Origin of the sequence: Mesorhizobium sp. J428 (genome assembly GCF_024699925.1) — a bacterium.
Classification (GTDB): Bacteria; Pseudomonadota; Alphaproteobacteria; order Rhizobiales; family Rhizobiaceae; genus Mesorhizobium_A.
Window position 1 is genome coordinate 2,133,088 of record NZ_JAJOMX010000001.1, and the last position, 25,924, is coordinate 2,159,011.

Annotated in this window: 24 protein-coding genes, 2 pseudogenes, 1 riboswitch and 1 other annotated feature; of the genes and pseudogenes, 21 read left to right on the forward strand and 5 right to left on the reverse strand. The window is 60.7% G+C overall.

What is annotated here, in order from left to right:
• Window positions 1–112 precede the first annotated feature (112 nt).
• Window positions 113–1,306 (forward strand): annotated as a pseudogene (locus tag LRS09_RS10740) (DUF932 domain-containing protein).
• Window positions 1,307–1,633: 327 nt separating this feature from the next.
• Here LRS09_RS10740 and LRS09_RS10745 read toward each other — a convergent pair.
• Window positions 1,634–3,040 (reverse strand): amidase, encoded by a 1,407-nt coding sequence (locus LRS09_RS10745; RefSeq protein WP_257806312.1) that lies wholly within the window; start codon window positions 3,038–3,040, stop codon window positions 1,634–1,636.
• 106 nt (window positions 3,041–3,146) lie between these two features.
• On the opposite strand from LRS09_RS10745, the gene LRS09_RS10750 reads away from it, so the two are divergent.
• Window positions 3,147–3,710: a TetR/AcrR family transcriptional regulator gene (locus LRS09_RS10750; RefSeq protein ID WP_257806314.1), complete on the forward strand. Its 564-nt coding sequence runs from the start codon at window positions 3,147–3,149 to the stop codon at window positions 3,708–3,710.
• 243 nt (window positions 3,711–3,953) lie between these two features.
• Here the strand turns inward: LRS09_RS10750 and LRS09_RS10755 are convergent, their stop codons facing one another.
• From LRS09_RS10755 to LRS09_RS10765, 3 genes are all read right to left on the reverse strand, one after another.
• On the reverse strand, window positions 3,954–4,289 hold the full coding sequence (locus LRS09_RS10755; protein WP_257806317.1) for a hypothetical protein: 336 nt from the start codon (window positions 4,287–4,289) through the stop codon (window positions 3,954–3,956).
• 101 nt (window positions 4,290–4,390) lie between these two features.
• On the reverse strand, window positions 4,391–5,170 hold the full coding sequence (locus LRS09_RS10760) for a transporter substrate-binding domain-containing protein (protein ID WP_257806320.1): 780 nt from the start codon (window positions 5,168–5,170) through the stop codon (window positions 4,391–4,393).
• 3 nt (window positions 5,171–5,173) lie between these two features.
• The gene (locus tag LRS09_RS10765) at window positions 5,174–6,622 is read right to left on the reverse strand and encodes a dihydroorotase family protein (RefSeq protein ID WP_257806321.1); all 1,449 of its coding nucleotides are present in this window, start codon (window positions 6,620–6,622) and stop codon (window positions 5,174–5,176) included.
• A 175-nt stretch (window positions 6,623–6,797) separates the two neighbouring features.
• Between LRS09_RS10765 and LRS09_RS10770 the strand changes: the two genes are divergently transcribed.
• From LRS09_RS10770 to LRS09_RS10825, 12 genes and pseudogenes are all read left to right on the forward strand, one after another.
• A complete protein-coding gene (locus LRS09_RS10770) occupies window positions 6,798–7,514 on the forward strand; it encodes a GntR family transcriptional regulator (protein ID WP_257806323.1) in 717 nt (238 codons plus the stop codon).
• Window positions 7,514–7,837, forward strand: coding sequence for a hypothetical protein (locus LRS09_RS10775; RefSeq protein ID WP_257806326.1), 324 nt, complete (start codon window positions 7,514–7,516; stop codon window positions 7,835–7,837). The genes LRS09_RS10770 and LRS09_RS10775 overlap by 1 nt, the downstream gene beginning before the upstream one ends.
• 13 nt (window positions 7,838–7,850) lie before the next feature.
• Window positions 7,851–8,819 (forward strand): GTP-binding protein, encoded by a 969-nt coding sequence (locus LRS09_RS10780; RefSeq protein ID WP_257806328.1) that lies wholly within the window; start codon window positions 7,851–7,853, stop codon window positions 8,817–8,819.
• A gap of 14 nt (window positions 8,820–8,833) precedes the next feature.
• Entirely contained in the window at window positions 8,834–9,148 is a 315-nt protein-coding gene (locus LRS09_RS10785; protein WP_257806330.1) for a metallophosphoesterase, read from the forward strand.
• Between the two features lie 12 nt (window positions 9,149–9,160).
• A protein-coding gene (locus LRS09_RS10790) for an IS3 family transposase (protein ID WP_257804818.1) occupies window positions 9,161–10,392 on the forward strand; the annotation gives its coding sequence in 2 pieces (ribosomal slippage) (window positions 9,161–9,452 and window positions 9,452–10,392; 1,233 coding nt in all).
• Window positions 9,445–9,561: a sequence feature (AL1L pseudoknot), on the forward strand. It overlaps the preceding gene by 117 nt.
• Window positions 10,389–10,907, forward strand: a complete 519-nt coding sequence (locus LRS09_RS10795) for a metallophosphoesterase (RefSeq protein ID WP_257806332.1) — start codon at window positions 10,389–10,391, stop codon at window positions 10,905–10,907. Before LRS09_RS10790 ends, LRS09_RS10795 begins: the two co-directional genes overlap by 4 nt.
• A 284-nt stretch (window positions 10,908–11,191) precedes the next feature.
• Window positions 11,192–11,998: an ABC transporter substrate-binding protein gene (locus LRS09_RS10800; RefSeq protein ID WP_257806334.1), complete on the forward strand. Its 807-nt coding sequence runs from the start codon at window positions 11,192–11,194 to the stop codon at window positions 11,996–11,998.
• 5 nt (window positions 11,999–12,003) lie between these two features.
• Entirely contained in the window at window positions 12,004–12,819 is an 816-nt protein-coding gene (locus LRS09_RS10805) for an amino acid ABC transporter permease (RefSeq protein WP_257806337.1), read from the forward strand.
• Entirely contained in the window at window positions 12,816–13,475 is a 660-nt protein-coding gene (locus LRS09_RS10810) for an amino acid ABC transporter permease (RefSeq protein ID WP_257806338.1), read from the forward strand. Before LRS09_RS10805 ends, LRS09_RS10810 begins: the two co-directional genes overlap by 4 nt.
• A 1-nt stretch (window position 13,476) precedes the next feature.
• Window positions 13,477–14,226 (forward strand): amino acid ABC transporter ATP-binding protein, encoded by a 750-nt coding sequence (locus tag LRS09_RS10815; RefSeq protein ID WP_257806340.1) that lies wholly within the window; start codon window positions 13,477–13,479, stop codon window positions 14,224–14,226.
• 31 nt (window positions 14,227–14,257) lie between these two features.
• Window positions 14,258–15,424 (forward strand): Xaa-Pro peptidase family protein, encoded by a 1,167-nt coding sequence (locus LRS09_RS10820; RefSeq protein ID WP_257806342.1) that lies wholly within the window; start codon window positions 14,258–14,260, stop codon window positions 15,422–15,424.
• Between the two features lie 263 nt (window positions 15,425–15,687).
• Window positions 15,688–16,959: pseudogene (locus tag LRS09_RS10825) on the forward strand (NAD(P)/FAD-dependent oxidoreductase).
• A 136-nt stretch (window positions 16,960–17,095) separates the two neighbouring features.
• On the opposite strand, the gene LRS09_RS10830 reads toward LRS09_RS10825, so the two are convergent.
• Complete coding sequence (locus LRS09_RS10830) at window positions 17,096–18,442, reverse strand: site-specific integrase (RefSeq protein ID WP_257806343.1); 1,347 nt, start codon at window positions 18,440–18,442, stop codon at window positions 17,096–17,098.
• Window positions 18,443–18,850: 408 nt separating this feature from the next.
• A riboswitch (cobalamin riboswitch) is annotated at window positions 18,851–19,047 on the forward strand.
• A 95-nt stretch (window positions 19,048–19,142) separates the two neighbouring features.
• Between LRS09_RS10830 and LRS09_RS10835 the strand changes: the two genes are divergently transcribed.
• The 7 genes from LRS09_RS10835 (at window position 19,143) to LRS09_RS10865 (ending at window position 25,912) form a co-directional block, all read left to right on the forward strand.
• Window positions 19,143–20,192, forward strand: a complete 1,050-nt coding sequence (locus tag LRS09_RS10835) for a DUF1852 domain-containing protein (RefSeq protein ID WP_257806345.1) — start codon at window positions 19,143–19,145, stop codon at window positions 20,190–20,192.
• Between the two features lie 27 nt (window positions 20,193–20,219).
• Window positions 20,220–21,248 (forward strand): methionine synthase, encoded by a 1,029-nt coding sequence (locus tag LRS09_RS10840; protein WP_257806347.1) that lies wholly within the window; start codon window positions 20,220–20,222, stop codon window positions 21,246–21,248.
• Between the two features lie 272 nt (window positions 21,249–21,520).
• Window positions 21,521–21,772 carry a helix-turn-helix domain-containing protein gene (locus LRS09_RS10845; RefSeq protein ID WP_257806350.1) on the forward strand — a complete coding sequence of 84 codons (252 nt, stop codon included), beginning with the start codon at window positions 21,521–21,523 and terminating at the stop codon, window positions 21,770–21,772.
• A complete protein-coding gene (locus tag LRS09_RS10850) occupies window positions 21,772–22,680 on the forward strand; it encodes an ROK family protein (protein ID WP_257806352.1) in 909 nt (302 codons plus the stop codon). Before LRS09_RS10845 ends, LRS09_RS10850 begins: the two co-directional genes overlap by 1 nt.
• 171 nt (window positions 22,681–22,851) lie before the next feature.
• Window positions 22,852–24,111 (forward strand): ABC transporter substrate-binding protein, encoded by a 1,260-nt coding sequence (locus tag LRS09_RS10855; RefSeq protein WP_257806354.1) that lies wholly within the window; start codon window positions 22,852–22,854, stop codon window positions 24,109–24,111.
• A gap of 62 nt (window positions 24,112–24,173) precedes the next feature.
• Window positions 24,174–25,064 carry a carbohydrate ABC transporter permease gene (locus LRS09_RS10860; protein WP_257806356.1) on the forward strand — a complete coding sequence of 297 codons (891 nt, stop codon included), beginning with the start codon at window positions 24,174–24,176 and terminating at the stop codon, window positions 25,062–25,064.
• Window positions 25,061–25,912, forward strand: coding sequence for a carbohydrate ABC transporter permease (locus LRS09_RS10865; protein WP_257806358.1), 852 nt, complete (start codon window positions 25,061–25,063; stop codon window positions 25,910–25,912). Before LRS09_RS10860 ends, LRS09_RS10865 begins: the two co-directional genes overlap by 4 nt.
• Window positions 25,913–25,924 lie beyond the last annotated feature (12 nt).

The window sequence follows — 25,924 nt, forward strand, 5'->3', positions numbered from 1 at the left end:
AGCCCGGTCATGCTCGCCGGCATTTGTCCCCTCCCATCCCCGCGCGCTCACGCCCCCGGGGAGGCATGTCGGGGACATGCCTCCGGCATTAACGGGAAAAGGAGCAACGACCATGAACAGCATCAGCACCAGCCAGAACAGCCAGCCGGTCAGCAGGGGATTCCGCTTGGACATCTCGCGCGGCGAGAATATCGGCCGTGTTTCGTCGGAATGGTTCTCGCGGCCGGATGACGAGCGTTATCTGTCGCTCACCGAGCCTTACGATGCCGTGAAGGCGCGCGCGGATCGCGCCAAGGCCCGCACCGTGGAGAGCCGCGCCGCGCGCGTGGAGGCGAGCCGGGAGAATGCGGAGAGGCTTTCGCTCATCGTCCCCGGTCAGGAACAGCCCGCCCCCCCCGACGCATTGGAGCTTCGGGCGGCTTTGCAGCCTTGTCGGCGCACCTACCAGCTACATGCGGCAGCTTCCCGCGCTGCTGGCAGGCATCAACCTGCAGCACGGCCTGCTGTCGCGTCGCGCCGAGCTTGTGAAGACGCTGGAAACCGAGGATGGCCGCATCGAGCTTCGCGCCGTCACGGGACCGGATTACGGCCGCATTTGGGACCATAAGCTTGTCGCCGCCGTCATGAAGATCGCCGGCAATGGCGTCGGCGATACCATGTGGAAGGTGCCCGGCGTGCTGGGGGCGACCATGATACACAATCCTTTCGTGGACATCACGAAGGACACGACCACGCTTTATGCCAGCGACCGCGACGTGTTCCTGTTTCTGGTGGACGATACGCACCCCATCGAGGCCGGACGCCTGCCGAACGGAGAGCCCGACCTCTATTTTCGCGGCTTCTACTGCTGGAATAGTGAAGTCGGATCGAAGACCCTCGGAATTGCGAGCTTCTACCTGCACGCTGTTTGCATGAACCGCAACCTTTGGGGCGTGGAAGGTTTCGAGGAAATCAGCATCCGGCACAGCAAGTTCGCGGCGCAGCGTTTCGCCCATGAAGCAGCCCCGGCGCTGACCAGCTTCGCCAATTCCTCGCCCGCGCCCTTCGTGGCCGGCATCAGGCGGCGCGGGAGAAGATCGTCGCCCGCACGGACGACGACCGCGAAACCTTCCTGCGCAAGCGCGGTTTCTCGAAGGCCGAGACCGGCCGGATCATCGAGACCGTGTTGCAGGAGGAAGGTGGCCCGCCGGAAAGCATCTTCGATTTCGTGCGGGGCATGACGGCGCACGCCCGCACCAAGGCCCATCAGGACAGCCGGCTTGAGCTGGAGGCGAAGGCGAAGACCCTGCTGGAAAAGGCAGCGTAAGCACGGACGCCGCGCTGACGGAACTACGGCCGCGCGGCTTTCCTTATCTGGAATTTTCCGCCGATCCGTAAAGCCGGATCGGCGGCGCGGCTGTGCCGTTTAGGCACGGCTGCCGCTCGCCGACAGGCCAACTCGGCCAAATTTCGGCTTCTGGGTGGAAAGCGGTCAATCAGGTTTTGCAGGAAGCACAACGGGAGCTGCTATGCACGGAAGCCTCCCTTCATGGGTTGACGGGGTTCAGAACGCACCGACTAACCTTTCCGCTATACTCTCTTCTGCAGATAGCACAGGCGGCGACCATCGCTGGGCGCAGCCTGTTTGTAGAGTTCAAAGGTCCGGGAAGAGACCCCGGACCGGACTCACGCTCTCCAGAAGCGAAGCCACGTGCAGGATCGTGGACTCTGCCTGCCATGCCCCGGCGACCTGCACGTTAATCGGCAACCCGTCCCGGCTCGTTCCAAACCGCATTGCCAGACCGGGCAGCCCGGTGACGTTGAGGGGCACGGTCGCACCCTGTAGGTAGGTCGCGTCCACTGTCTGGCCGTCGATGGTGAACTCCTTGACACCGTGTTTGTGCGCCGGGATTGGCAATACGTGAGTGATCAGGGCATCGAAGCGGGCAAAGTAGTCGGCGTAGCCGTCGCGCAGCCTTTCGGCCGCCTGCTCGGCGTCGATGAAATCGGACATCGACGTGTCGGGCAGCGACAGCATGGTCTTCGACATCTTGTACATCTCAGCTTCGTGGCCGTTGGTCGCCTCACGGAAAGCGGGTTTCATTTCCATGACATGAAGGCGGTTGAACACGTCGAGGGCGAAGTCGCGCTCCAGCGCCGGAATTCCCACGTGCTCGACATGGATGCCAAGGTCCTTCAGGGACTCCGCCGCGGCCTTGACGGTCGCCGCGACCTCGGGATCGACGGGACCGAAGCCGGGACCGACCATCCAGCCGACGCGGAGCGGGCGGTCCGGATTGGGTCCGGTGCCCGCATCGAACTGACCGACGATGGTCGCAAACGCGTCCTGGCCGTCCGGCCCGGCGAGTTGCGAGAAGGCCAACGCGATGTCGCGCACCGAACGCGCCATCGGGCCGACATGCCAGAAGCGGCGCGGCGCCCGTGGCCAGATACCCGTCATGGGCACGCGGCCATGCGTCGCCTTCATAGAGGTGATGCCGGTCTGCGCGGCTGGGCCGCGCACAGATATGGCAAGGTCGGTGCCCAGGCCGAGGGGGGACATGCCTGCTGCAATCGCGGCCGACTCGCCGCCGCTCGATCCGCCCGGCGTGCGGGTCACGTCCCACGGGTTGTTTGAGCGGCCGGACAGGAGATTGTCGCTCTCGATCCAGTAGGAGAACTCGGGCAGGTTGGTTTTCGCTAGGAGAATGCCACCTGCCTTCTTCATGCGGGCGACGCTCGTGGCATCCTCGTGGGGTGTCCGTCCTCGGAAGATCGGCGAGCCGCGCTGCGTGAGCACGCCTGCGGTGTCGATCGAGTCCTTCACGGTGAAGGGGACCCCGTGCAGCGGGCCGAGCTCCTCGCCGGCCATGACGGCCGCTTCCGCAGCCTTGGCCGCGTCGAGCGAGTCTTCAGCGACCGTGACGATCGCATTGATCGTGGGGTTGATCGCCTCGATGCGATCGAGGTGCGCGTGCATGACCTCGACGGGCGAAATCTCACGGGTGCGGATGAGCTCGGCCAGCTTCGTTGCGTCGAAACGTGTGATTTGATGTGTCATGTGATGAACCCTACCTGTCACTTGATAGGTATGCCTTAAGGCTTCCCAAAGCGAGCGTCAACGTCTATCTGTCACTTGGTAGACAGATATCGGGGAAAGGTAGGCGATGGACTCAAACATGAGGGAAGCCATTCTGGCAGCCGCAAAGCATGCGGCGCAGGCGCATGGCTACAGCGGTCTAAATTTCCGGGAGCTCGCGGCCGAGGTCGGAATCAAGGGCGCGAGCATCCACTACCATTTCCGGACGAAGGCCGATCTCGGCGCGGCCGTGGCCAAGCGCTATTGGGAAGATTCGGAGACCGTTCTGGATGAGCTGTGGAACGGCGGGGCGGATCCCGTCCGCGCCCTGGCGGAGTATCCGAACACGTTCCGCCGGTCCCTGGAAAACGGCAACCGAATCTGCCTGTGCAGCTTCATGTCCGCCGAGCACGACGACCTGCCGGATCCGGTGAAGCAGGAGGTGTCGAACTTCGCCGAGATCAATGTGGCATGGCTGGCAAAGGTTCTGTCAGTGACGACCGGCATGCAAGCAGCCGCGTGCGAGCGTCGTGCCCGCGCCATATTCGCGGCCGTTGCCGGCGCCCAGCTCATGGCCCGCAGCCGCTCGGACATCTCCGTGTTCGACGCGCTGATCGAAGGCTATCGCGAGGTGGGTCTACTGCCAGCGTAACGGCGGCAGCGGGGACGTGGCAGCTAGACGTGCAACACGACGGGGCCGCGTATGGCCAGGGCACGCCGTCAACGGCCTCTGCTACCACTGTCCTTGGAGCTGCATCGAATGTCCGCTCCCGGAAGTGTCCTTTGCGCGATCGGACGGCCTCTAGGAGGTCGCAAGCCGAAATTCAAACCGAGACGTTACCCGCGATCGGCACTCGGCTTCGCGACGCGGAAGGCCGTATCGCTGGTCTCTCCGCTAACTGCGCCTGCCGTCCTCACCATCCCGATCGGCATCTGCACGTGCTTCCCGTTGCGGGGCAAACCAGCCACGCAAGAAGCCGTAGGACATGGCCAGAGACGCGAAATCAAGCTCGCGCTGAAGGTCGATATTGTCAGCCACTAGCGCCTTGATCGTCGCCTTCAGGTCTCCCCCGCAGGCTGCTACGGCGTCGCCAGCAAGGCGCTCCAGATTGTTGTCCGGTCGAGAATCGCGGGCGACGCTGCGCGGTCCATGCCGACTGGCTCCTATCTTCATATTGCCGGGAACAAGATAGGAAGAAATTGACGAAGATAACGCAGTTCCATCGTTCAAGCGCACCTCCCTGCTGGTTCGAAAGATCCACAGAGAACTGCTCGCTTCAGACTCCGGAAATACATCGGTTCACACCTCGTGTAACCAAGACGCTGACGGCGTCATTGATCCAAGATTGGATCAATCTCGCTCCTGCTGAGGCCGTGACGCTCTGCCAGAAGCAAGTGCTCAGGAGAGCCGAGGAAGCTCTTCAATTCCCGATCAAAGACTCTTGTGAGCGAGAGATTCTGGGAGCCGAACGAGAATGCGCCCAAAGGCAAGGAGGCTTGGGTTCCTGGCGCTATGTCGACAACCTCGACACCCTCCGCGTTCAGCCGCGTGAGGAAGCCTCGATGGGCCAAAGCTGCACCTGGATAGGCATCGACGTTTCCGGCGATTACCTCGCGCACGACCTCGTGCTGACTCTTGAAGCGCCGTAGCCGTTCCTCCGGAATCCCGGAGGCCAGCGCGGATTCGATTTGGACGTTTCCCTCGACCACGCCAAGCGTGACCGTCCGATCGCGTGCTGCGTCTTCGTAACTACAGATTCGTTTCGGGTTGCCTGCTTGCACGACGAACCCATCGATAAGAGCCCAGATCGGACGGCTGAATATGACCTGCTTGGAGCGGCCGGGCGTCACGAACATGCCCGTATTGATGGCCCACTTGCCCTCGACCACTCCGGGAATTAGCTCGCCGAACGTGACCAGTCTCGAGTCGATACGTTCTATTCCCAAGCGGCGAAGGATGATCTCGGCAACCGAGTAGTCGTAGCCGACCGGCTTTCCATCCGGACCCGGCGCGCCGAATGGTGGCTCGTCGATGAAGGCGTAGATAACGTGCGAAGGAAGCTGACACGTTGCACTGTCAGGCGACGTGGATGTTGGATGCTGGTCGCGCATGAATCAAACCGTGATGTTTGCGGCTGGTTCACGAGAAGTTTCAGTCTTGCGGGCGTTCGCCCCACGCGACACGGTGCCCGGAACGAAGCGCCCATGACCAGCAACACCAACGATCTTTCCGTCCCGCAGAACAAAAGAACCGCGCACAATCGAATGCACGGGTATGCCCCTGGCTCGCATCCCCTCCCAGCTCGTATGCCCTGATCTTGAGAGCATCCCGGCTTTCCGGAACAAGATCTCCTCCTTCATGTTCACGATCGTTAGATCGGCATCGGAGCCGACTTGGATGGTGCCTTTCTGGGGAAATTGCCCGAAGATTCGCGCAGGTTTCTCCGACGCGAGCAAAGCCACGTCGTTGAGTGTGAGCTTTCCCTTGTTCACGGAGTCCAGAAGAAGCGGGACAAACTCTTGAGCGCCCGTCATACCGAGGGGAATGGAAAACATATCCTGCCATCCTGGCTCGGTCTCGTCGCTCGTATGCGGCGCATGTTCGAGCACCACGACATCAGCTATGCCGTTGTGGATACTCCGCCAGCCCTCCTCCGGGCTGTGAGCCCAATTGTAGGTATTAGGTCCAATTTTCTGCATTTGCTGCTTGGTCATCAGCATCGAACCGAGTTCGAGTTCTGCCGTGACCTGCTGACCGAGATCGAACTTTGCGTGCCGAATGAGTTCATATGCCCCGACAGGCATAACCCCCAGGTGCAGAACGTGGAGTTTCACCCCGGCGATCCGAGCGTAGTATAGGGAGGCGGCGAGTCCAGCCACCATGCCGTGACCATACATATATCCGCGCTCGAAACTCTCGTGATAGGCGGCGGCATCGGTTTTGTTCTTCTCGATGTAGTCGCGGAACGTCAGCCGCTTGCACCACTCTGGATCATCGTGGTGAACCGACGCACTCAGGCCCACGTCGCGGGTTGCTTCATAAAGCTCGTAAAGAATGCCGTGATCGAGAACCCCGAGTTCGGAGATGTAGGGATACACCTCCTTGATGTGGCGGGTGTTGAATATCTTGATGCCGATCGCACCAGCCTTTGCAAGCTGCTCGACTGTCCTCGGATAGAGACCGCCGCCATAAAGGGCATAATCTATGTAGGCCTTGGGGGCGACGAGGGCCTTCTTCGCCTCAAAATCTTCCAGAGTGGTTGGATGAGGCGTGTTGTTGGTCATGTCGATACACACGGTCACGCCGCCGGCGGCAGCGGTCTTTGTCCCCGACTCGAAGTCTTCCTTATAGGTGTGGCCGGGCTCACGGAAATGGCAGTGGACATGCCAGATGCCCGGCAGGATATCCAAGCCAGTGGCGTCAAGGCGTTTCCGAGCAGGCCCAAGCGCCGTCCCGATTGCTGCAATCTTTCCGCTCGATATTGCGATATCGGCTTTGCACTGCGCTGTCGGCGTCCAGTAAGTCCCGTTCTCGATGACCAGATCATATTCACTCGGAACCATCATATGCCTCGATGCTCGCGGACAGGGTAGGATCACGGGACGATTCGCCCTGCGTCTTGCCATTCATAAATACACCGTTTATACATAGTCAACGCAAAATTGCCGGGGAGGCATGCCTTAGATGACATCCGGAAGAGCAACGCGCCGAACATCGCGGTCAACCACACCGAAAATCGTGAAGGGGGGCAGCAGCGAGTTCGCCTATCGTGCCCTCCGCGACGAGATCGTGTCTCTGTCGTTGGAGCCCGGAGCCGATCTAGACGAGGCTACCGTGGTAACGCGGCTTGGACTGTCGCGGACGCCGGTGCGGGAGGCACTTGTCCGATTGGCCGGTGAAGGCCTTGTGCAGCTTCTTCCGAACCGGGGCGCTCGCGTATCTCCGATGGGTTGGAACGACATTCGGGAGCACCTGGAAGCGTTCGACGTCGCGCAAAGACTTGTGACCCGTTGGGCCGCGATCCGCAGAACCGAGTCTCAGCTTGTAAGCATCAGGCAAGAGTGCGAGGCCTTCGAGAAGGTGGCCGGCAAGCGCATGGCGGACCAGATGCTGGAATCGAACTGGCGGTTTCATGCGGCCATAGCCGCATGCTGTCGAAACAAAGTTCTTGAGCAGTTCTACTTGCAGCTTCTCACCGGGAACCTGCGCATCTCACGCCTTGCGATGGCGTATCAAGCATATCCTTCTGAAGAGGCCTACCGAAGCCATGTCGGCAACATTCTGCGCGAGCACAGGGAGATCGTCGACGCAATCGAAAGCGGAGATGCGGATCGCGCCGAAGCGCTTGCGCGCTCTCATGCCGGCCTGGCCCGCAAGCGCGTTTCCGAGACCCTCACGCAGAGCCTGACCACGAAGATGGACATCTCGCTCGGCGGCCAGTCGGATGCGGCCTGATGTGCGAGGTCTGCGCGATCTTCGGTGCTGGAGAACATTGGAGCGACTTCGGCCGGCAACGGAACGAACGCTTCCCTTTCGAGGACATCCAGCACTACCGAGACGAGAGGCGCCGCCGAATCGACATTCTGAACGATCTGCTCGTTCCACTTGTGCTGCGCGTAAGCGACTGGGACGGCGAAACACTCGCTTTGGAAGATGCCAAAGGACGCCTCAAGCTCGCACCCTCACTCGGGGATGTTTGGCAACAGATAGAAGCGTTGTCTGGCACGGTCGTTGATCCTCTCGCCGATGCGTTCTACCGCAGGCGTGCCGATGCCTAATCGGATACCGCTGGTGGTCCTGACAGGGTTTCTCGGCAGCGGAAAGACTACCCTGCTGAAACGGTTCCTTGCGTCAGCCGAGGGCGAAGGCAGCGGCGTTGTCGTCAATGAGTTCGGCGAGGTCGGTGTCGATCAAGACCTGCTTGTGCATAACGCCGAAGACATTCAGCTCATCTCGGCGGGCAGGGCGAGACTGCCGGAAGTCAGCCGAGCGCTTCACGAGATCGTTCGGCGATCCAAGGTGGCAGGTGGCGCCAAGCTGACAACCATCTTTTTCGAAACCTCCGGCCTAGCCGATCCGTCGGTGATCGTCGCTGCTCTTGCGGAAGATCCTTGGCTGCGAACGCATATCGACCTGGTTACGGTCATAGCGGTCGTAGATGCGGTCGCCGGCCCCCGAAACATCGAGCTGTTCCCTGAAGCCCGCCAGCAGCTCGCCGTCTGTGACACCGCCGTCGTGACAAAAACCGACCTGCGGTCGGCATGCCCTCTCTCGCACGTTCACCGCCATGTCGCCGAAATCTCTCCCGACATACGGGTGTTGGACTCTCAATCTCCGGAGTTCAACGTCGTCGACCTGTTCTGTTCGGCTCCAACATTTGGAGGTCCTCAACCCTCGGATCGACCGGCAGAAACCAGCACGGAAGACATTTCTTCGTTCGTGCTGCCGCTTGAGGAACCCGTGGACTGGCCAGTATTTACACTTTGGCTATCGGCGCTTCTTCATTCCCACGGCCAGAAAATCCTGCGCGTCAAAGGACTGCTGCGGACGAGCGCGTCGGGGGGGGTGCTCGCCATTCATGGCGTGCAGCATATCATGCACCCGCCCGTCCATTTGCCAGCAGACTCGATGACGCCCCGGTCTTCTCAATTGGTGTTCATCACCCGTGGTCTCGCGCGCCAGGAAATCGGACTCAGTTACCGGCGGTTCTCGTCACGCTTCGCGCCACGGCCCCGCTTGGTTGCAGAAGCCTGCCTATGATGGAGTAACTCAAATTGCGTATCGCCGTTGTATCGGACATCCACGGAAACGATGTAGCTCTCGAAGCGGTGCTGAAGGACGCATCGACCCGTGGATATGATCGACTCCTTGACCTCGGCGATACGGTCTCTGGGCCGCTTCGTCCACTCGAGACGTTCGAGCGTATGCGGAGCCATGATGTAGTTGCCATAGCAGGCAACCATGAGCGCCAGCTTCTGACGCTGCCCCCGGATCAGCTCAACAAGAGCGACGCTTTCACACTTGACCGGCTCGGCAAGGAACGGGTTGAGATGAACCGCGCCGGGTTGATCGGAGGCTCCAATCCTTGAGAAGGTGGAGCCATGACAAGCAAGACAACGAACAGGTTTTCTCCCGAGGTCCGTGCCCGCGCGGTGCGGCTGGTTCTGGATCACGAAGGCGAGCACACCTCGCGGTGGGCGGCGGTGTCGTCGATCGCCGCCAAGATCGGCTGCACGGCGCAGACGTTGCATGAGTGGGTGAAGAAGGCCGAGCGCGATAGCGGCGTTCGCGCCGGTGTGCCTACGGATGTGGCGACGAAGCTCAAGGCTCTGGAACGCGAGAACCGCGAGCTTCGGCAAGCCAACGAGATCCTGCGCAAGGCGAGCGCGTATTTTGCCCAGGCGGAGCTCGACCGCCGGTTCAGGCCATGATCGCGTTCATCGACGATCATCGTGGGGCGCATGGGGTCGAGCCGATCTGCAAGGTGCTGCCGATTGCCCCGTCGACCTACCATGACCGTGTCGCCAAGCGCGTCGATCCCTCCCGGCTGTCGGTTCGGGCAAGACGGGATGCAGCCTTGAAGGATGAGGTTCGCCGCGTGTTCGAGGCTAACTTCCGCGTCTACGGCGTTCGCAAGGTCTGGCGCCAGTTGCAGCGCGAGGGCTTCGATGTTGCCCGCTGCACGGTTGCCCGCCTGATGAAGGCCATGGGTCTCGAAGGCATCATCCGCGGCAAGCCGCTCCGCACCACGGTGAGCGACAAGGCCGCACCTTGTCCGCTCGATCACGTCAATCGCCAGTTCCATGCCCCGGCACCGAACATGCTGTGGGTCTCCGACTTCACCTACGTCGCGACCTGGACCGGCTTCGTCTATGTCGCCTTTGTCATCGACACTTATGCGAGAAGGATCGTCGGCTGGCGGGTGAGCCGGACGGCGCATGCGAGCTTCGTCCTGGACGCTCTGGAACAGGCTCTCCACGATCGGCGGCCAATCCATCGCGGTGGGCTCGTGCACCATAGTGATAGAGGCAGCCAATACGTCAGCATTCGATACACCGAGCGCCTGGCGGAAGCCGGCGTCGAGCCGTCGGTCGGCAGCGTCGGCGACAGCTATGACAACGCTCTCGCCGAAACCATCAACGGTCTCTACAAGGCCGAGGTGATCCACCGACGCGGACCATGGCGCTCATTCGAGGCAGTCGAGTTCGCGACGTTGGAATGGGTGGACTGGTTCAACAATCGCCGGCTGCTGGAGCCCATCGGCAACATCCCGCCGGCGGAAGCCGAGGAACGCTACTACGCCATGCTGGTAGAACCAGCCATGGCCGCGTGACTCAAACGAAACGGCCTCCGGAAAACCCGGCGCGGTTCAAGACGCTGCGGACACGAAAGCCAACGCTGCGCTTTGAAGATATCGCGTTGGTTCACGGCTCGCCGACATCCGACTTGGAATATCTCATGGAGGATGCTGGTGCCGGACTGCCGGTCGCGCGAGACCCTGCAGAAGTTGAAGCAATGACAGCGGGCTTGGGCGAAGACGTGTCGCTGATCCTGTGCGGGCACACGCACATCCAGCGGGCCATGCAACTGGAGAACGGCAAGGTGGTGGTCAATCCTGGAAGCGTCGGGCTTCCGGCCTTCGGGAATCCGGGATTCGGCGCGCCACATCGCATGGAAGCGGGCTCGCGGCACGCCAGGTATGCGATTCTGAAGCGCACGTCTCAAGGTTGGTCTGTCGATTTTCACCTTGTCGACTATGACTGGAAGACCGCGGCAGCAGACGCGCAGCGCGTGGGCCGAAACGACTGGGCTCACGCCATCCTGACCGGGTTCGTCGCCCGCAGCTAGCCATCTCAAAATCCAGCGCTCAACACCACCGACAATCACGACGGCGGCGTGATGACACGCGGCCGTTTGCCCTCAGCCTCTTTCGATGTCGGGCTAACCGCAAAGCTCTTGCGAGCCATGTGACGGTTTGTTATACACGGTAAATACACGGTTGAACAAACAGTCCGACACAACGGACATGACCACACTACGAGCGACCTCATACGCTTTGCTGGGAGAGAAGAGCAAAGAGAGACGCAGTCACATGGCAGTGGAAAGCCCAAACCAAGCAAGGGGAACCAGCAATGAAAATAACTATCGTTGCAGCAGCACTAGCGCTCGCCGGACTGCAATCGCTGTCGACGGCGGCCTACGCCGCGGATGACATGTTCCAAAAGGTGAAGGCGAAGGGCGTGCTCTCAGCCTGCATTTCGAACTACTATCCGTATGCTGTGAAAAATCCGGCGACGAATGAATGGGAAGGGCTCGACATCGACATCGGCGGTGAAATCGCCAAGATGATGGACGTCAAGCTCGAAATCGTCGACGCACCCTGGCCCGTCCTACTTCAGAGCATCACAACCGGCAAATGCGATGTTTCGCTGGCGCCAACGTTCATTCTGCCTGCGCGGGCAGAACAGGTTCTGTTCACGAATCCGTTTTCCTATGACGCGACGGGCGTTTTCGTGACGGGCGACTCGCCGATCACAAATCTTGAAGAACTCGACAAGCCAGGGAACATCATCGCTTTCACGGTCGGCACTGCCGAAGATCGCTGGTCGCGAGACAACTTCAAGAACGCCGAACTGAAGGCACTGCTCGGAGATACGTCGAATGGCGCTCTTCTGGAGGTTGCCGCGGGACGTGCGACCGGCGCGGTCACCACGCGCGCGGGCAATGTCGCGTTCATCAAGAACAACCCCCAACTGAGCTTCAAGGAAATCGTCGAGCCGGTTCTTCCGACACCGTTCGCGTTCATGGTGCCCAAGGGCGAGTATCACTTTCAGCAATACCTCAACGTGGTCCTCGCGAGGCTGGAGCAAAGCGGGGCACTTCCCGACCTGACCAAGAAGTGGCTCGGCGAGCTTGATCGTGGCAACACGCCGGAGTGAAGCAGGTGCCTCCGGCAGCTATTCTTAGGCGCGCCTTCAACGGCGGCACGGTGGCCCCAACCACCGTGCCCTGGACCTACATCGTCTCGACGGGATTGGCGTTGGTGATCCTTTTATGGATCGCTCAGTTCCTTAATTTCGAGGCGATCCGCGCGCTCGATTTTTCGGTGGTCTACGAATACCGCTATGCGTTCCTTCGGGCAGTCGGAACGACCTTTGCCATCACGACCTTCGCGATGGTCGTAGGCTTTGCGGTAGCCGTCGTTTTCGCAGTGCTTATCATTCAGGGCATCTGGCCCGCGAGATGGCTGGTCATTGCCTATGTCGAGGTGTGGCGCAATACGCCGCTCGTCGTCCAACTCTTCTGGGTCCATTTCGCACTGCCGACGGTGACCGGCATTTCCACTACCGCGGTCCAGAGCGGCGTCATCGCCATAACCATGCAGTCGAGCGCCTATCTCACCGACATTGCTCGCGCCGGCATACAGGCCGTTCCGAAAGGCCAGTATGAAGCCGCAACCGCGCTGGGATTGCCGGCCTGGTCCCGATGGTTTGATGTCATTCTGCCGCAGGCAATTCGCATCATCATTCCGCCCTTGGCTTCCCTCGCGATCGGGTTCTTCAAGGCGAGCGCGATACTGTCGCTGCTGTCCGTCGGCGAACTGATGACGCAGACGAAGAACATCGCCTTCTACACTCACAAGCCGATCGAGGTCATGACGTTTGCCGGGCTAATCTATTGGGTGCTCGGCTATTCATTCGGCACCGCGACCTACAAGCTCGAGAGGTTCCTCGGCTCCGACCAGCGAGGCGTCCGATGAGCTTCGATTGGGGCGTGATCTACCTCTATCGCTACGAGCTGCTCCTGGGGCTCCAAAATACGGTCATGCTGGTCGTCGTTGCGATGGTCCTTGGGGTCATCGCAGGAGCAGTCGCCTGTTTCGGAAGACTGCTGGGCAAAGGGCCGATGTTCTGGCTGTCCACCTTTTATGTGAACACTTTTCGAGCAATTCCGGAAACCGTGCTGGTCTTCTGGATCTACTTTTGCGGTCCGTTCATCTTCACGTTCAAGCCAAATGCTTGGGATACAGGTATCCTGTCCATGTCGCTGGTCGCCGGCGCATACTTTGCCGAGATCGCGCGAGCTGGCATCCAGTCAGTCTCGCGAGGCCAATGGGAAGCCGGACGCGCACTGGGCATTTCGGAGTTTTGGCTCTGGACCGACATCGTCATTCCCCAAGCTGTTCGGGCAATGCTGCCAGCTTCCGCTTTGCTGGTGACCAATCTGGTCAAGATGTCCGGTCTGGTTTCGGTAGTGGGTGTGGCAGAACTTATCTATCAGGCGCAGACGCTGGGCTCACTCAGGTTCCGCTACTTTGAGTTCTTCACCGTCGTTGCGATCATCTACTTCCTGCTGATCTTTCCGTTCAGCATGGCCTCGCGGGCGATTGAAGCCCACCTCGATCGGCGAAAATAACATGGATGCTGTTGTGACACACAAGATCGTCGTGGACGCGCGCGCGGTGAACAAACGCTTCGGAAGCACGCATGTCCTGCGCGACGTGTCTCTCGAAGTGAGAGCTGGCGAAGTCGTTTGCATCGTTGGGCCCTCCGGAGGCGGGAAATCCACTTTCCTGCGGCTAGTCAATGGGTTCGAAACCATCGACGAGGGTCAAATCACCGTCGACGGGATCAGATTGCCAGGCTCTCGGCGAGACCTTCTTGCCGTTCGCCGCGACGTCGGCATGGTCTTTCAGAGCTTCAACCTTTTTCCACACCTGTCGGTGTTGGACAACCTAACGCTCGCACCTAGGCGAACCGGGCGTCTCGACCGCGCGAAAGCAGAGGAGCGAGCGCACGAACTTCTGAAGCGCGTTGGGATATTCGATCAGGTTGCCAAGCACCCTTCGCAGCTCTCCGGCGGTCAGCAGCAGCGTGTGGCAATAGCACGAGCGCTGGCGATGGAACCGCGTCTGCTGCTCTTCGATGAGCCGACTTCCGCGCTCGACCCTGAGAATGTCAACGAAGTCCTCAACGTGATGAAGGAACTAGCGCGCTCGGGGATCACCATGATCGTGGTGACGCACGAAATGGGTTTCGCGCGTGAGGTAGCGGACCGCATCGTGTTCATGGCGGAGGGACAGATTCTAGCAGATGCACCGCCCAAACCGTTCTTCGACAATGCCGAAGAGCCACGGCTTCGCGCTTTCCTCTCCAAGATCCTCTGACAGTCAACAGGAACACCCACCGGAGTTTACCGTGTCCGATTTGCCAAGAATCCATTTCACCCGTGAGGAATATGCCCGGCGCCTCGACAAGACATCCCGGGCTATGAAGGCCACTGGCTACGATGCCTTCCTGCTATTCAAAAGCGAGGACATGTATTGGCTCACGGGCCTGGATACGGATGGCTATTATGTCTTCCACACCATGCTCGTTACGGCCGATGGCAAGGTTGCCTATCTCGGTCGGCAGGCGGACTACAACAATGTGTTCTACAGCTCAATCCTGGAAGGTTGCATGGTCTTCGATGAGCTGGCCGGATCGAGCCGAGGGCAGGCCGTAAAGTCTCTGCTGCAGGACCACGGTCTCGCGGGCGGAAGAGTCGGTGTTCAATACAATACGATGGGTCACCGCGCCGACCTCTACGTCGACATCGTCGCCGCTCTCGAAGGTTGGTGCAGCTTCTCCGATGCCTCGCCGACGATTGACAGGCTTCGCCTGGTGAAGACGCCGGCCGAAATCGAGATGATGCGCAAGTCCGCAAACATCGTCCAACTGATGGCGGAAGCTGCTATCGCGGAGACCAGGGCTGGCGTCTTCGAGGGGAAGATCTTCGGAGCCCTTGCCCAGACGATCTACGAGAACGATGGCGATCCGTGCGCGCTGCGCTATCCGATCGGATGCGGCCCAGCGTCAAAGCTCGGCCGCTATACGACCGGCCGGCACCATGTCGCTGAAACTGACCAGTTCATGTTCGAGATCGGATGCGGCTACAGGCACTATCATACCGCCATCTATTTCCATGTCCTGGTCGGCGACGTTCCCCGACAGAGGCTGAGTGACCTTCTCAAGATCGTCGAGGAGGCGCGGGACGCAGGACAGGAGAAAATGCGGCCGGGTAACACGATCGGTAGCGTGCATGCGGCGGTGAGCCAGACCTATCTCAAGCATGACCTGGGCGCCTATTTGCGGAAGTCCTACGGCTACCAGATGGGTATCTGCTACCCGCCGACTTGGGTCTCAGCTCCCATGATTATTGGCAATTCCGAAGAGGTGATCGAGGAGGACATGACAATCTTCCTCCATCCGTCACTGGCAGACACGGAATCAGGACTCCGCGTCTCTTCCGGCGAAACTGTCGTTGTGAAAGCAGCCGGCGTAGAGAAACTGACAGTTGCGCCTTCGGGGCCTATTGTGAACTAGCGCATCGCCTCGATGATCGACTACGAACTCGCCCTGAGATTTGCAAGGGAGTGCCGCGGCAGTAGTGGGCTGCCGCGGGATGCGAAGAGGCTTCTACGTCCGATCTGTAAAGCCTTGAGGGCCGCAGTCGGGTTCAGATCGGCTTCCCCGCCAGCAACGCCGTCTCCCGCATCTCTTCCAAGATCCCGAAACCCCGGCAGACGCGACCGGGAGCGCCGCGGAAGTTTTTGTCGCCGATTGCAGACAGGCACGAGGATGCCGCAATGACAAGCAGTCTCCGTTCGCACGGCCTCTGGAGCGCAAGCGCACCAAAGCCACCACAAACTGCGTCTCTGACCGCCGATCTACGCGAAGATGTCGTAGTTGTTGGCGGAGGGTATTGCCGGCACGTCATGCGCACTTCATCTCGCGGAAGCAGGTGCCTAGGTCGTTCTTCTGGAAGCGGAAGAGATCGGGTTTGGCGGCGCAGGCAGGAATGTCGGCCTCATTAATGCCGGGATGTGGATGCCGCCGGACGACCTCTTAGGTGAGATCGGCCAGGAATATGGAGAGCGGCTGCTTACACTCTTGGCGGACGGTCCAAGCGTCGTCATGCGCCTCATAGAGAAGCATGACATTTCGTGTGAGCTGGAACGGAACGGCACGCTTCATTGTGCCGCAAGCGCGAAAGGCTTCAGCGAAATCGCACGACGAGCCGAGCAATGGCAGCGTCGCGGGGCTCCCGTCGAGTTGCTCGATGCTCACCAAACAGCCAAACCCTTGGGAACGCACCGCTATGCAGGCTCATTGCTCGATCTACGGGCGGGAACATTGCAGCCACTTGCTTACTTTCGAGGGCTTGCCAAGGCGGCGATGGCAGCCGGTGCTCGGTTCTATACCTCAAGTGCCGTAAGAGACGCCGAGCGCAGCGGAACTCGCTGGCTCGTTCGCACCAACGACGGCAGCGTTGATGCTAACTGGATCGTCGTCTGCACGGATGTCTGCAGCACGGGCCCTTGGCGCCAACTCGCTGATGAGCAGGTTCGCCTGCCATATTTCAATTTTGCAACCAGGCCGCTCCCACCTGAACTCTTGGGCACCGTTCTGCGAGGAAAGGAAGGAGCGTGGGATACACGGACCATCTTGTCGTCCTTTCGCCTCGATAGGGCCGGCCGACTTATTTTCGGTAGTGTTGGGGCACTCCGCGGCACGGGGACGATGATCCAGAAGGCTTGGGCGCGTCGCGCCCTGTCACGTCTTTTCCCGCATCTCGAAAACGTCAAATTCGAGCATGAGTGGTATGGACACATAGGAATGACGGCGGACGCGCTGCGCGCTTTCACAAGTTTGCACCCAACGTCGTCAGTCTCTCCGGTTACAATGGACGAGGTATTGCACCGGGAACGGTATTCGGGCGCGAACTCGCCGATTTAGTCGTTTGCAACAAGGGAAACGCTGATATGCCCGTCCCCTTAACGGCTGCTCGGAGAATGCCGTTCCGCGTCTCGCGGGAAATGTCCTATGAAATCTTGTCACAAGTCGCTCATCTGGCGTGATGGAGACTTCGGTTTCCTTTCTTGGGCAGGTGACTGCAATCTACGGTCAAACCGATGTTTCGATAACTCCGCCAGCAATCCAAGGGGTTCGACATCGAGTTTCATTTCGTAGACCGTAGCCGTCTGCCGTCGGGGCTCAGGCGGCTTTGGCCTCCACCGAACCCTCGATGAGTTGCAGGCTCGGCGAGGTTGACTCCTCTCGGCGTGCTGATCCCTTGGTGGCCCCTGCCAACGCAGCCGCTATCTTGCGCGAGACCCGGCTGGCCGCGCGACGGGATGGGTTGTTCTGCATATGCGCGTAGATCGCAGTGGAGCGCATGTTCGCATGGCCGAGGATGGCTCCCGTCAGAGCCAGCGCCTCACCCGTGGAAACGGCAGTCGACCCCATCGTGTGCCTCAACGTGTGAGGTGTCACGCCCGCCAGCCCAGCCTGGGCGACGACTTTCGTCCAAACTCCTTTCGTCCCCTGATAGTGGCCGTCTCCCCGCTCTGCGGGGAACACGAAGCCCGAACCCGGCCTCTTGCCAATGCTGTCCAGCGGCGCGACGGCCGCAGCGCCGAGCGGCCGCAGGGATTTTCCAGTCTTGCTGTCATCCAGAATGAGAAGGCCGCGCCCGAAATCCACCTCGCCCCACCGAAGCGCAGCAATCTCGTCTCGCCGGCAACCCGTCAATGCCCACAGCCGCGCTATATTCAGCGCCTTGACGTTGGCTCCCTCCTGTTCGGGCGCGTCGAAAGCCTTCCCAAGACGGCTGATCTCGTCGATCGTCAGATACCTGTCGCGCCGGTTGTCGGACTTCCTGACGGCGGCGATGTCGCACGGATTCGCGGGCACGATCTTCCGCCGAACCGCGAAGCTGAAAACCGCCGACAGATCCTTCACGACCTTCCGCGCGGCTCCCTCGCCGCCACGGACGATGATGCGCTTGCGAAATCCAACTTTCACATCCTTCGTGGTTTTGCCGCTGGTTACGTCGCGCACGAAGCGCTCGATCTCGCCCGCACCGACTTCCGACACGCGCTTACGTCCGAGCAGCGGCACGACGTGATGCCGCAGTCGCGCGATCGTATATGACTTAGTGCGAGGCTTCATTGGCTGTCCCTGCCGGATACCGCGCTGGATGAAGCACCCTTCCTCTTCATAGATGTCGATCAGATCGGCCATCAGCATTTCGCGGCGCTTCGCCTGGCGGTCGCCGGCAGGGTCTTCACTTTTCGCGGCCGCGCCGAGCAGCTCTTTTGCCTGCGTACGCGCTTCGTCAACGGTCAGGTTTCCGTAGCGGCCGATCGAATGGAATCGTTTCGGGGCGTTCCGTCCGCCGCCATTGGCGCGGTATCGAATAATGAAGGTCTTCGTTCCGCTGGCCTCGACGCGGACACCGAAACCCGACAATTCCTTGTCCCGGACGACGCGGCGTTCGCTACTCGCGGGAATGGCGTCCACTACGGTCTTCGTGAGTCTTGTCGAGCCTTCCTTCGCCATTTTCCGACTCCCAATCGGTGGTCACCATCGTCTATGGTGACCACATGGTGACTACCGCGCTGGGCAGACGGAGATCAATAAACGGTTGAAAAATAGTGGGAAATGCAAGCCAGTCCCACTAGGTAAAACCCCGGAAAAGCCTGTCCGCAACCTTGCCAAGGTTGGGGTCGAGGGTTCGAATCCCTTCGCCCGCTCCAGTTTTCCTTAGATTTGAATGGCTTAGGGCTCGGGGTATCCGGGCCCTTTTTGCTGTCCCTTCGCGATATGCGCGGCAGCCTCGGCATTATCAGCCGGAATCGGCCAGCGTCGCCGAGCATGATCCAAGAGCACTATTCCTCGATCTGAAAGGCAAGACGTAAAGATATAAACATTTCTTTATATCATGCTTGACTTGCCTTCTCGTCCGTATATCAATTCCCGCGCCATGGTTCCTACGAACACATCGTTCGCAGGCTAAGAGGGAAGCCGGTCGAATACCGGCGCTGCCCCCGCAACTGTAGGCGGAGAGCCAAGCCCACTCATGTCACTGAGGCGAAAGTCTCGGGAAGACGGGCGAAGGCGACGACCCGCGAGCCAGGAGACCTGCCACGGCGAAGTAACGTCCACGGGCGGGGTGTCCCGGTGTGCCGTAGCGGGGTCGCTTAGCGGCCTGTCTTGCTATGTGTCCGCTGACCCACGCCCCAACTCATTGGGGTAAGTCATGTCCCACACCAAATTTGCAGCCTCCCTCCAGGGCGCTCCACGTCTTGATCGTCGGCAGACCACGCCGGGCAACGACTTTGCTTTTCGCATCGAGAGCCTTCGCTTCGATGAGGACTACCGCCCCTCGGAGAAGACGCGCGTCACCACCAACTTTGCCAACCTCGCGAGAGGGGCGAACCGGCAGGAGAATTTGTGCAAAGCTTTGCGGATGATCGACAATCGTTTCAATGCCCTGGCGCATTGGGACAACCCGAAAGGCGATCGCTATTCCGTCGAACTCGATATCATTTCGGTCGAACTCGAGATCGATTCCGAAGCCGACGGTCCCTCCTTCCCGCTCATCGAAATGCTGAGCACGACGATCGTTGACCACAAGACCGCCAAGCGGATCGCAGGCGTCGTGGGCAATAACTTCTCCTCCTACGTACGCGACTACGACTTCAATGTTCTGCTCCCCGAGCACAACAAGAACCGTTCGGAGTTTAGCACTCCGCCTGATTTTGGCGATCTGCACGGGAAGCTGTTCAAGTCATTCATTAACTCAAACGCCTACACGAAGCGGTTCGATAAGCCTCCCATCATATGCATCAGCGCGTCGAGCAGCAGGACCTATCACCGAACCGACAACCAGCATCCTATCCTGGGTGTCGAATATCGGCAGGATGAACTCTCCGCGACCGATCAGTATTTCAGCAAGATGGGCTTGGCCGTTCGCTATTTCATGCCTCCGAATAGCGTTGCGCCGCTGGCTTTCTATTTCATCGGCGACCTGCTCGGAGACTACACCAATCTCGAGCTTACCAGCATCATCAGCACGATGGAGACGTTTCAGAAAATCTATCGTCCCGAGATCTACAACGCCAATTCCGCGGCAGGGGCATGCTACCAGCCTAATCTGAAGCATCAGGACTACTCGCTGACGCAGGTCGTCTACGACCGAGAAGAGCGCAGCCGCCTGGGTGTCGAGCAGGGACGGTTCGCGGAGAAGAACTTCATCAAGCCTTACCGGACCATGCTCGAGCAGTGGTCGGCCAATTCCGCTCTCTGACTCATCGAAAAACGAGGCCTTTGCCCGATGAAAACACTGTTGCCCACTTCGACCGCCGGCAGCCTGCCGAAACCTTCCTGGCTGGCAGAGCCCGAGAAGCTCTGGTCTCCCTGGAAACTGCAGGGCGAAGAACTGATCGCGGGCAAGCAGGATGCGCTGCGTCTCTCCCTCGACGATCAGCGACAGGCAGGGATTGATATCGTCAGCGACGGCGAGCAGACGCGGCAGCATTTCGTCACGACGTTCATCGAGCACCTCAGCGGCGTCGACTTCGAGAAGCGCGAGACCGTCAGGATTCGCAACCGCTATGACGCTAGCGTCCCGACGGTCGTCGGCGCCGTATCTCGCCAGAAGCCCGTCTTTGTCAAAGACGCCAGGTTTCTACGGCAACAGACCATGCAGCCGATCAAATGGGCCCTGCCCGGCCCGATGACGATGATCGATACGCTTTACGACAGCCACTACGGGAGTCGCGAGAAGCTGGCGTGGGAGTTCGCCAAGATACTCAACGAAGAGGCCAGGGAATTGGAGGCAGCCGGGATCGACATCATTCAGTTCGATGAGCCCGCGTTCAACGTTTTCTTCGACGAGGTGAATGACTGGGGTGTCGCCACCCTGGAACGAGCGATCGAAGGCCTCAAATGCGAGACCGCGGTCCATATCTGCTACGGCTACGGCATCAAGGCGAACACGGACTGGAAGAAGACTCTGGGATCGGAGTGGCGGCAATATGAGGAAACCTTCCCCAAGCTGCAGAAATCCAGCATCGATCTGATCTCGCTGGAGTGCCACAACTCCCATGTCCCGATGGATCTCATCGAACTCATCCGCGGCAAGAAGGTGATGGTCGGTGCCATCGACGTCGCGACTAACACCGTCGAGACACCGGAAGACGTTGCCGAGACGCTGCGGAAAGCGCTTCGGTTCGTTGATGCCGACAAGCTTTACCCCTGCACGAACTGCGGCATGGCCCCCCTGTCTCGCCAGGTGGCGACGGGCAAGCTGAAGGCCTTGAGTGCGGGCGCCGAAATCGTCCGAAGAGAACTCGCGGCGTAGCACCCGAACAGAGGGATTGCGGGTGAAGACCCGGAAATGGGACGAAGTGCGCGCCCCTGATCAACATGGTCGAGGCGGCCGCCGGGTGTTGAGACAGGCGCTCGCCCAAGCCGCCGAATGATTTAGCTGCGGATGCCGCCATCGACAGGTGGCGGCATTTCCACCTCGAACCGAAAGCCTCAACGGACCCTCGTGGATATCCGTCTCGCTTGCGCGCGTTGTCGATGATATGAAAGTTAGCTAAAATTACAAATCGTTGACCGAGAGTTCCCGTGCTGATTCATGGTTCGAGGCAGCTTCCCGCCCTGACGGGAAGCGCGAAGGCTGTTCTGCGCCGCCTGGTGGCCGAAGGACCTTCCACGCGACCGCAGATCGGCTCGGCGCTCGGCCTGTCGCGGCCGACGATGTCGGCTGCGATCGCCGAGCTGGAACGCCCCGGCTATGTCGAGGAGATGGGCGCGCATAGGGGCCGCTCGGCCGTAGCGCCGTTCAGCACCGCGTCGGACGGAAGGCCGGACATGTGATGGCCGTCGACGCCGGTTCGACCCATGTCCGCCTGCGCGTCTCGACCCTCGACGGCCGCCTTCTGCACAGCCGGGTCTGCAGCCTTCCGGGCAGCCAATTCTCGCTGAACGAAGAGATCAGCCGCGTCGTGGCCCAGGAGGTCGCGGCCGCCCTTGCCGAGGCACACGAGGAATGGGGACCGCTGCGGGCGCTCGGCATCGCGGTTCCCACGCGGGTGGTTGGGCCCGATGGAGACGTCGCCGGCACGCACCAGAATCTCATCTTCAGCGCGTTCAGCCCGCCCGACGGCGTCGATGTCCTCCTGGTCAACAATGTGAACTGTGCCGCCGTCGCCGAGCAGCACTTTGGCGCAGCCCGCGGGCACGACACATTCGCCTATGTGCAGATCGGGCTGAAGATCGGCATGGGCCTGATGCTGGGCGGCCAGCTCATTTCGGGCAAGACCGGCTCGGCCGGCGAGATCGGCCATCTCAGCTTTCCATTCGCGCCCGGAATCGCGCCGGAGCCGGGCGCCGTCGAGCGGTATCTCGGAACAGAGTCGCTGATCGCGCGCGTTCGGGAGACCTGGCCGCGCGAAGAAGGTCCGGCACCGGCGAACACCAGCGAGCTTCTCACCATGGCCGAGAAGGGAAATCCGGTGGCGAAAGCGCATGTCGAGCGTCATGCCGCCGACATCGGCGCGCTGGTCGCCACCTGCGTCAGCGTCGTCGATCCCGGTCTCGTGGTGCTGGGCGGCGGGCTGGGCGCGTCGCCGCTGCTGCTGCCGAAGGTGCGCGAGGTCGTGGATATCCTGACCTATCCGGTCGAGGTGCGAACCACATTGCTGGGCGTCGACGCGACTGTCCTCGGCATCGAGAAGCTGGCCGTCGAACGTGCCATGGGCCGGCTTCTGGGCGACGACGGCTGACCGTCGAAACCCCGTCTTTCCAAGAGCAGCGAGATTCTTCGGTCAGCCGCTTCAGGCGACGCGGCTGACGATTGACTCTTGGCTTGCATCATTTATTTGTTAATGTGCCTAACACACATTGAGGCCGATAGGGGCGCCTCGTGTGGATCGTTTCAACAGGAGGGAATGGCCATGCGCAGTAAATTGTGGAGCAGCATCGCTGCGTTGATCACGGTCGGCTCGACCGGGATGGCGATGGCCCAGGACGTGACGTTGGAATACTGGGTCTACTCCGATTTCGCGCAAGGCGACGCGCTGGCCCTGCAGCAGGAGTTCATCAGCGAATTCGCCGCAAAGCATCCGGGCGTGAAGATCAACATCGTCGGCAAGGGCGATGCGGACCTGACCGCCGGCCAGGTGGCGGGTGCTGCGAGCGGCAACCTCCCCGATGTCTTCATGAACGGGCTCGGCACCGGCGCGCAGCTGGTCGAGGTGGGTGCGCTGGCCAACCTCCACGACAAGTGGATGGCCATGTCCGAGGACTATCGCAGCCAGTTCAACAAGAGCGCCATCGACAACTGCTCTCCAGCGCCTGACAAGATGTATTGCCTGCCCTACACCGGCTACGGCTCGCTGATGTTCCGCAATCTGACCGTGCTCGAAAAGGCCGGCATCGACACCAAGACGCCTCCGGCGACCTGGACCGAGTGGCTCGACCAGATGAAGAAGATCAAGGAAGCCGGGATGTTCGCCATCCCCGACCAGGCTCTGGTCTTCAATTCGATCGCCGAGATGTACGCCGTCTCCGGCGACGTCAGCACCTGGGGCATCGACTGGGACAACCGCAAGACGCGGATCGACCCCAAGGTGATGGCCACCGTGCTGCAGAAATTCGTGGACATGGCTCCCTTGAATTCGGGAACAAGCCGCAACGACCAGGCGACGAAGGACCTGTTCATCACCGACCAGCTCGCATTCCACACGGTCGGTCCGTGGGTCAATCCGACCTATGCCGAGGCGGCGAAGAACGGCAAGCTGAAGTATGACTTCGTGCTGGTTCCCGGCGACACGGCAGACAAGCATGGCGGCATCCAGAACTACGAGATCGTCGGCGTCGCACCGGGCAAGAACTTCGACATCGCCTGGGAGTTCGCCTCCTACATCACCGCCAAGGAGCAGATGGCGCGCTGGGCAAAGCTCCTCTCGCGCTACAACTCCAACGCGGCCGCGATGAGCGAGCCGGACGTGGCTGCGTTGCCGCTCATCGCCGCCTCGGTCGAAGCGGTGAAATACGCCATGGACGTCCAGCCGCCCTACCTCATCAAGGCGGTGCCTGCGTGCTATCCGTCGACGGTGGTGGAATTCGTGTCGGCAACCGCGGACGGCGACTACACGCCGGAGGAGGGTGCCACCGAGATGATCGCCGAGCTGAACGACTGCCTGGCCGAGTGACCAGTTCGTTCTGAGAGCCGCGGCCGGGAGCCTCCCGGCCGCGACGCCAGCAGGGTTCGACCATGCCGATCTATCGCAGGCATCTGCCGCATTATCTGATGATCGCCCCGTTCATGATCCTGTTCGCGGCGTTCTTCCTGTATCCGATCTTCAGCGGCTTCTTCTACAGCTTCCACGACTGGAACGGCGTGCAGCCGCCGCAGTTCGTCGGTCTTGCCAATTACGAGAAGGTCATTGGGTCGCGCGACTTCTCGCGGGCGATGTGGAACCTGCTGACCTATATCTCGATCACGGTACCGCTGGGCATCCTGGTCGCGCTCGGCCTCGCACTTCTGGTCGACAGCTTCACCGGTCGCTGGGCGAGCTTCTTCCGCAATGCCTATTTCATGCCGGTCGTCCTTCCCGCCTTCCTCGCGGCGACGATCTGGCGCTGGATCTACGCCCCCAACTTCGGCCTCCTCAACATGATCCTGGGCTGGCTCGGGATACCTTCGGTCAATTTCCTCAACGACACCGGCACGATGATCTACGCCCTCATCGCCGTGGACGTATGGGTTTCGGCCGGGTTCAACATGGTCATCCTCCTGGCCGGCCTGAAGAACATCCCTTCCGAACTCTATGAGGCCGCACGGCTCGACGGCGCCAACAAGTGGCAGCAGATCGTGCACATCACCGTGCCCATGCTCGGCCCGGTGATGTTCTTCGTCATCACCTACAGCGTGATCTCGGCGATGCAGGTCTTTGACAAGCCCTGGCTGCTGACCGGCTCGTCCTTCTCCGAATATGGCGGCCGCCGCGGCGCGCTGTTGTTCCCGGTGATGGACATGATGGGCCGCGCCTTCGGCGAGGTGAGGTTTGGCGAAGCCTCCGCCTACGGCTTCCTGCTCACCGTCGCCATCGTCACCTTGACCGCCCTCATGTTCGGCGTGCGGGCCTGGAGGGAGCGTCGATGAGCACCGTAACCTCCCCGCGCAGCGTTTCGATCTGGCTCGTCCTGAAATGGGCGATCGCGATCGTCGTCGCCATTGTCGCGGTCTTCCCGGTCTGGTGGATGGTCAACGTGGTCTTCTCCCTGCCCGGAGAACCCGTCTCGATCAATCCGCGCCTCTGGCCGACCTCGATCTCGGCCGGCATCGACAAGATCCACATGATCTTCGCCGAGACCGGCTATCTGCGTGCCTACCTCGTCTCGCTGCTCTACGCCGTCCTGACCATTGCCGGTGTGCTGCTGGTCGGCTCGCTCGCCGCGTTCGAGTTCTCGCAGTTCGACTTCCCCGGCAAGCGCATCCTCTTCGGCACCGTCATGCTGTCCCTCATGGTCCCGACCGCCGCGACCATCATTCCGACCTATCTGCTGACCTCGTCGCTCGGATGGCTCAACACGATGCAGGGGCTGGTGGTGCCGGGCCTCGCCTCGGCCTTCGGCCTTTTCATGCTGGTCCAGTTCATGCGCTCGATCCCGCGCGACATGATCGAGGCGGCGCGGCTCGATGGGGCAGGGCACTTCCAGATCTACTGGTACGTGGCGTTGCCGCTCTGCCGCAACGCCATGATCACGCTCGCGATCCTGACCTTCATGCAGACATGGGGCAACTACATGTGGCCGCTGATCGTCGGCACCCGCCCCGAGATGTACACCGTCGGGCAGGTCGTGGGTCTCTTCAACGCGCCACTGTCGCACCAGACGGTCGACGTGGTCATGACGGCAAACCTCCTGGCCGCGATACCGCCGCTCCTCTTCTTCCTGATCTTCCAGCGCAAGATCGTCGAGGGCATCGCGATGTCGGGCAGCAAGGGCTGATCGGAACCGCAC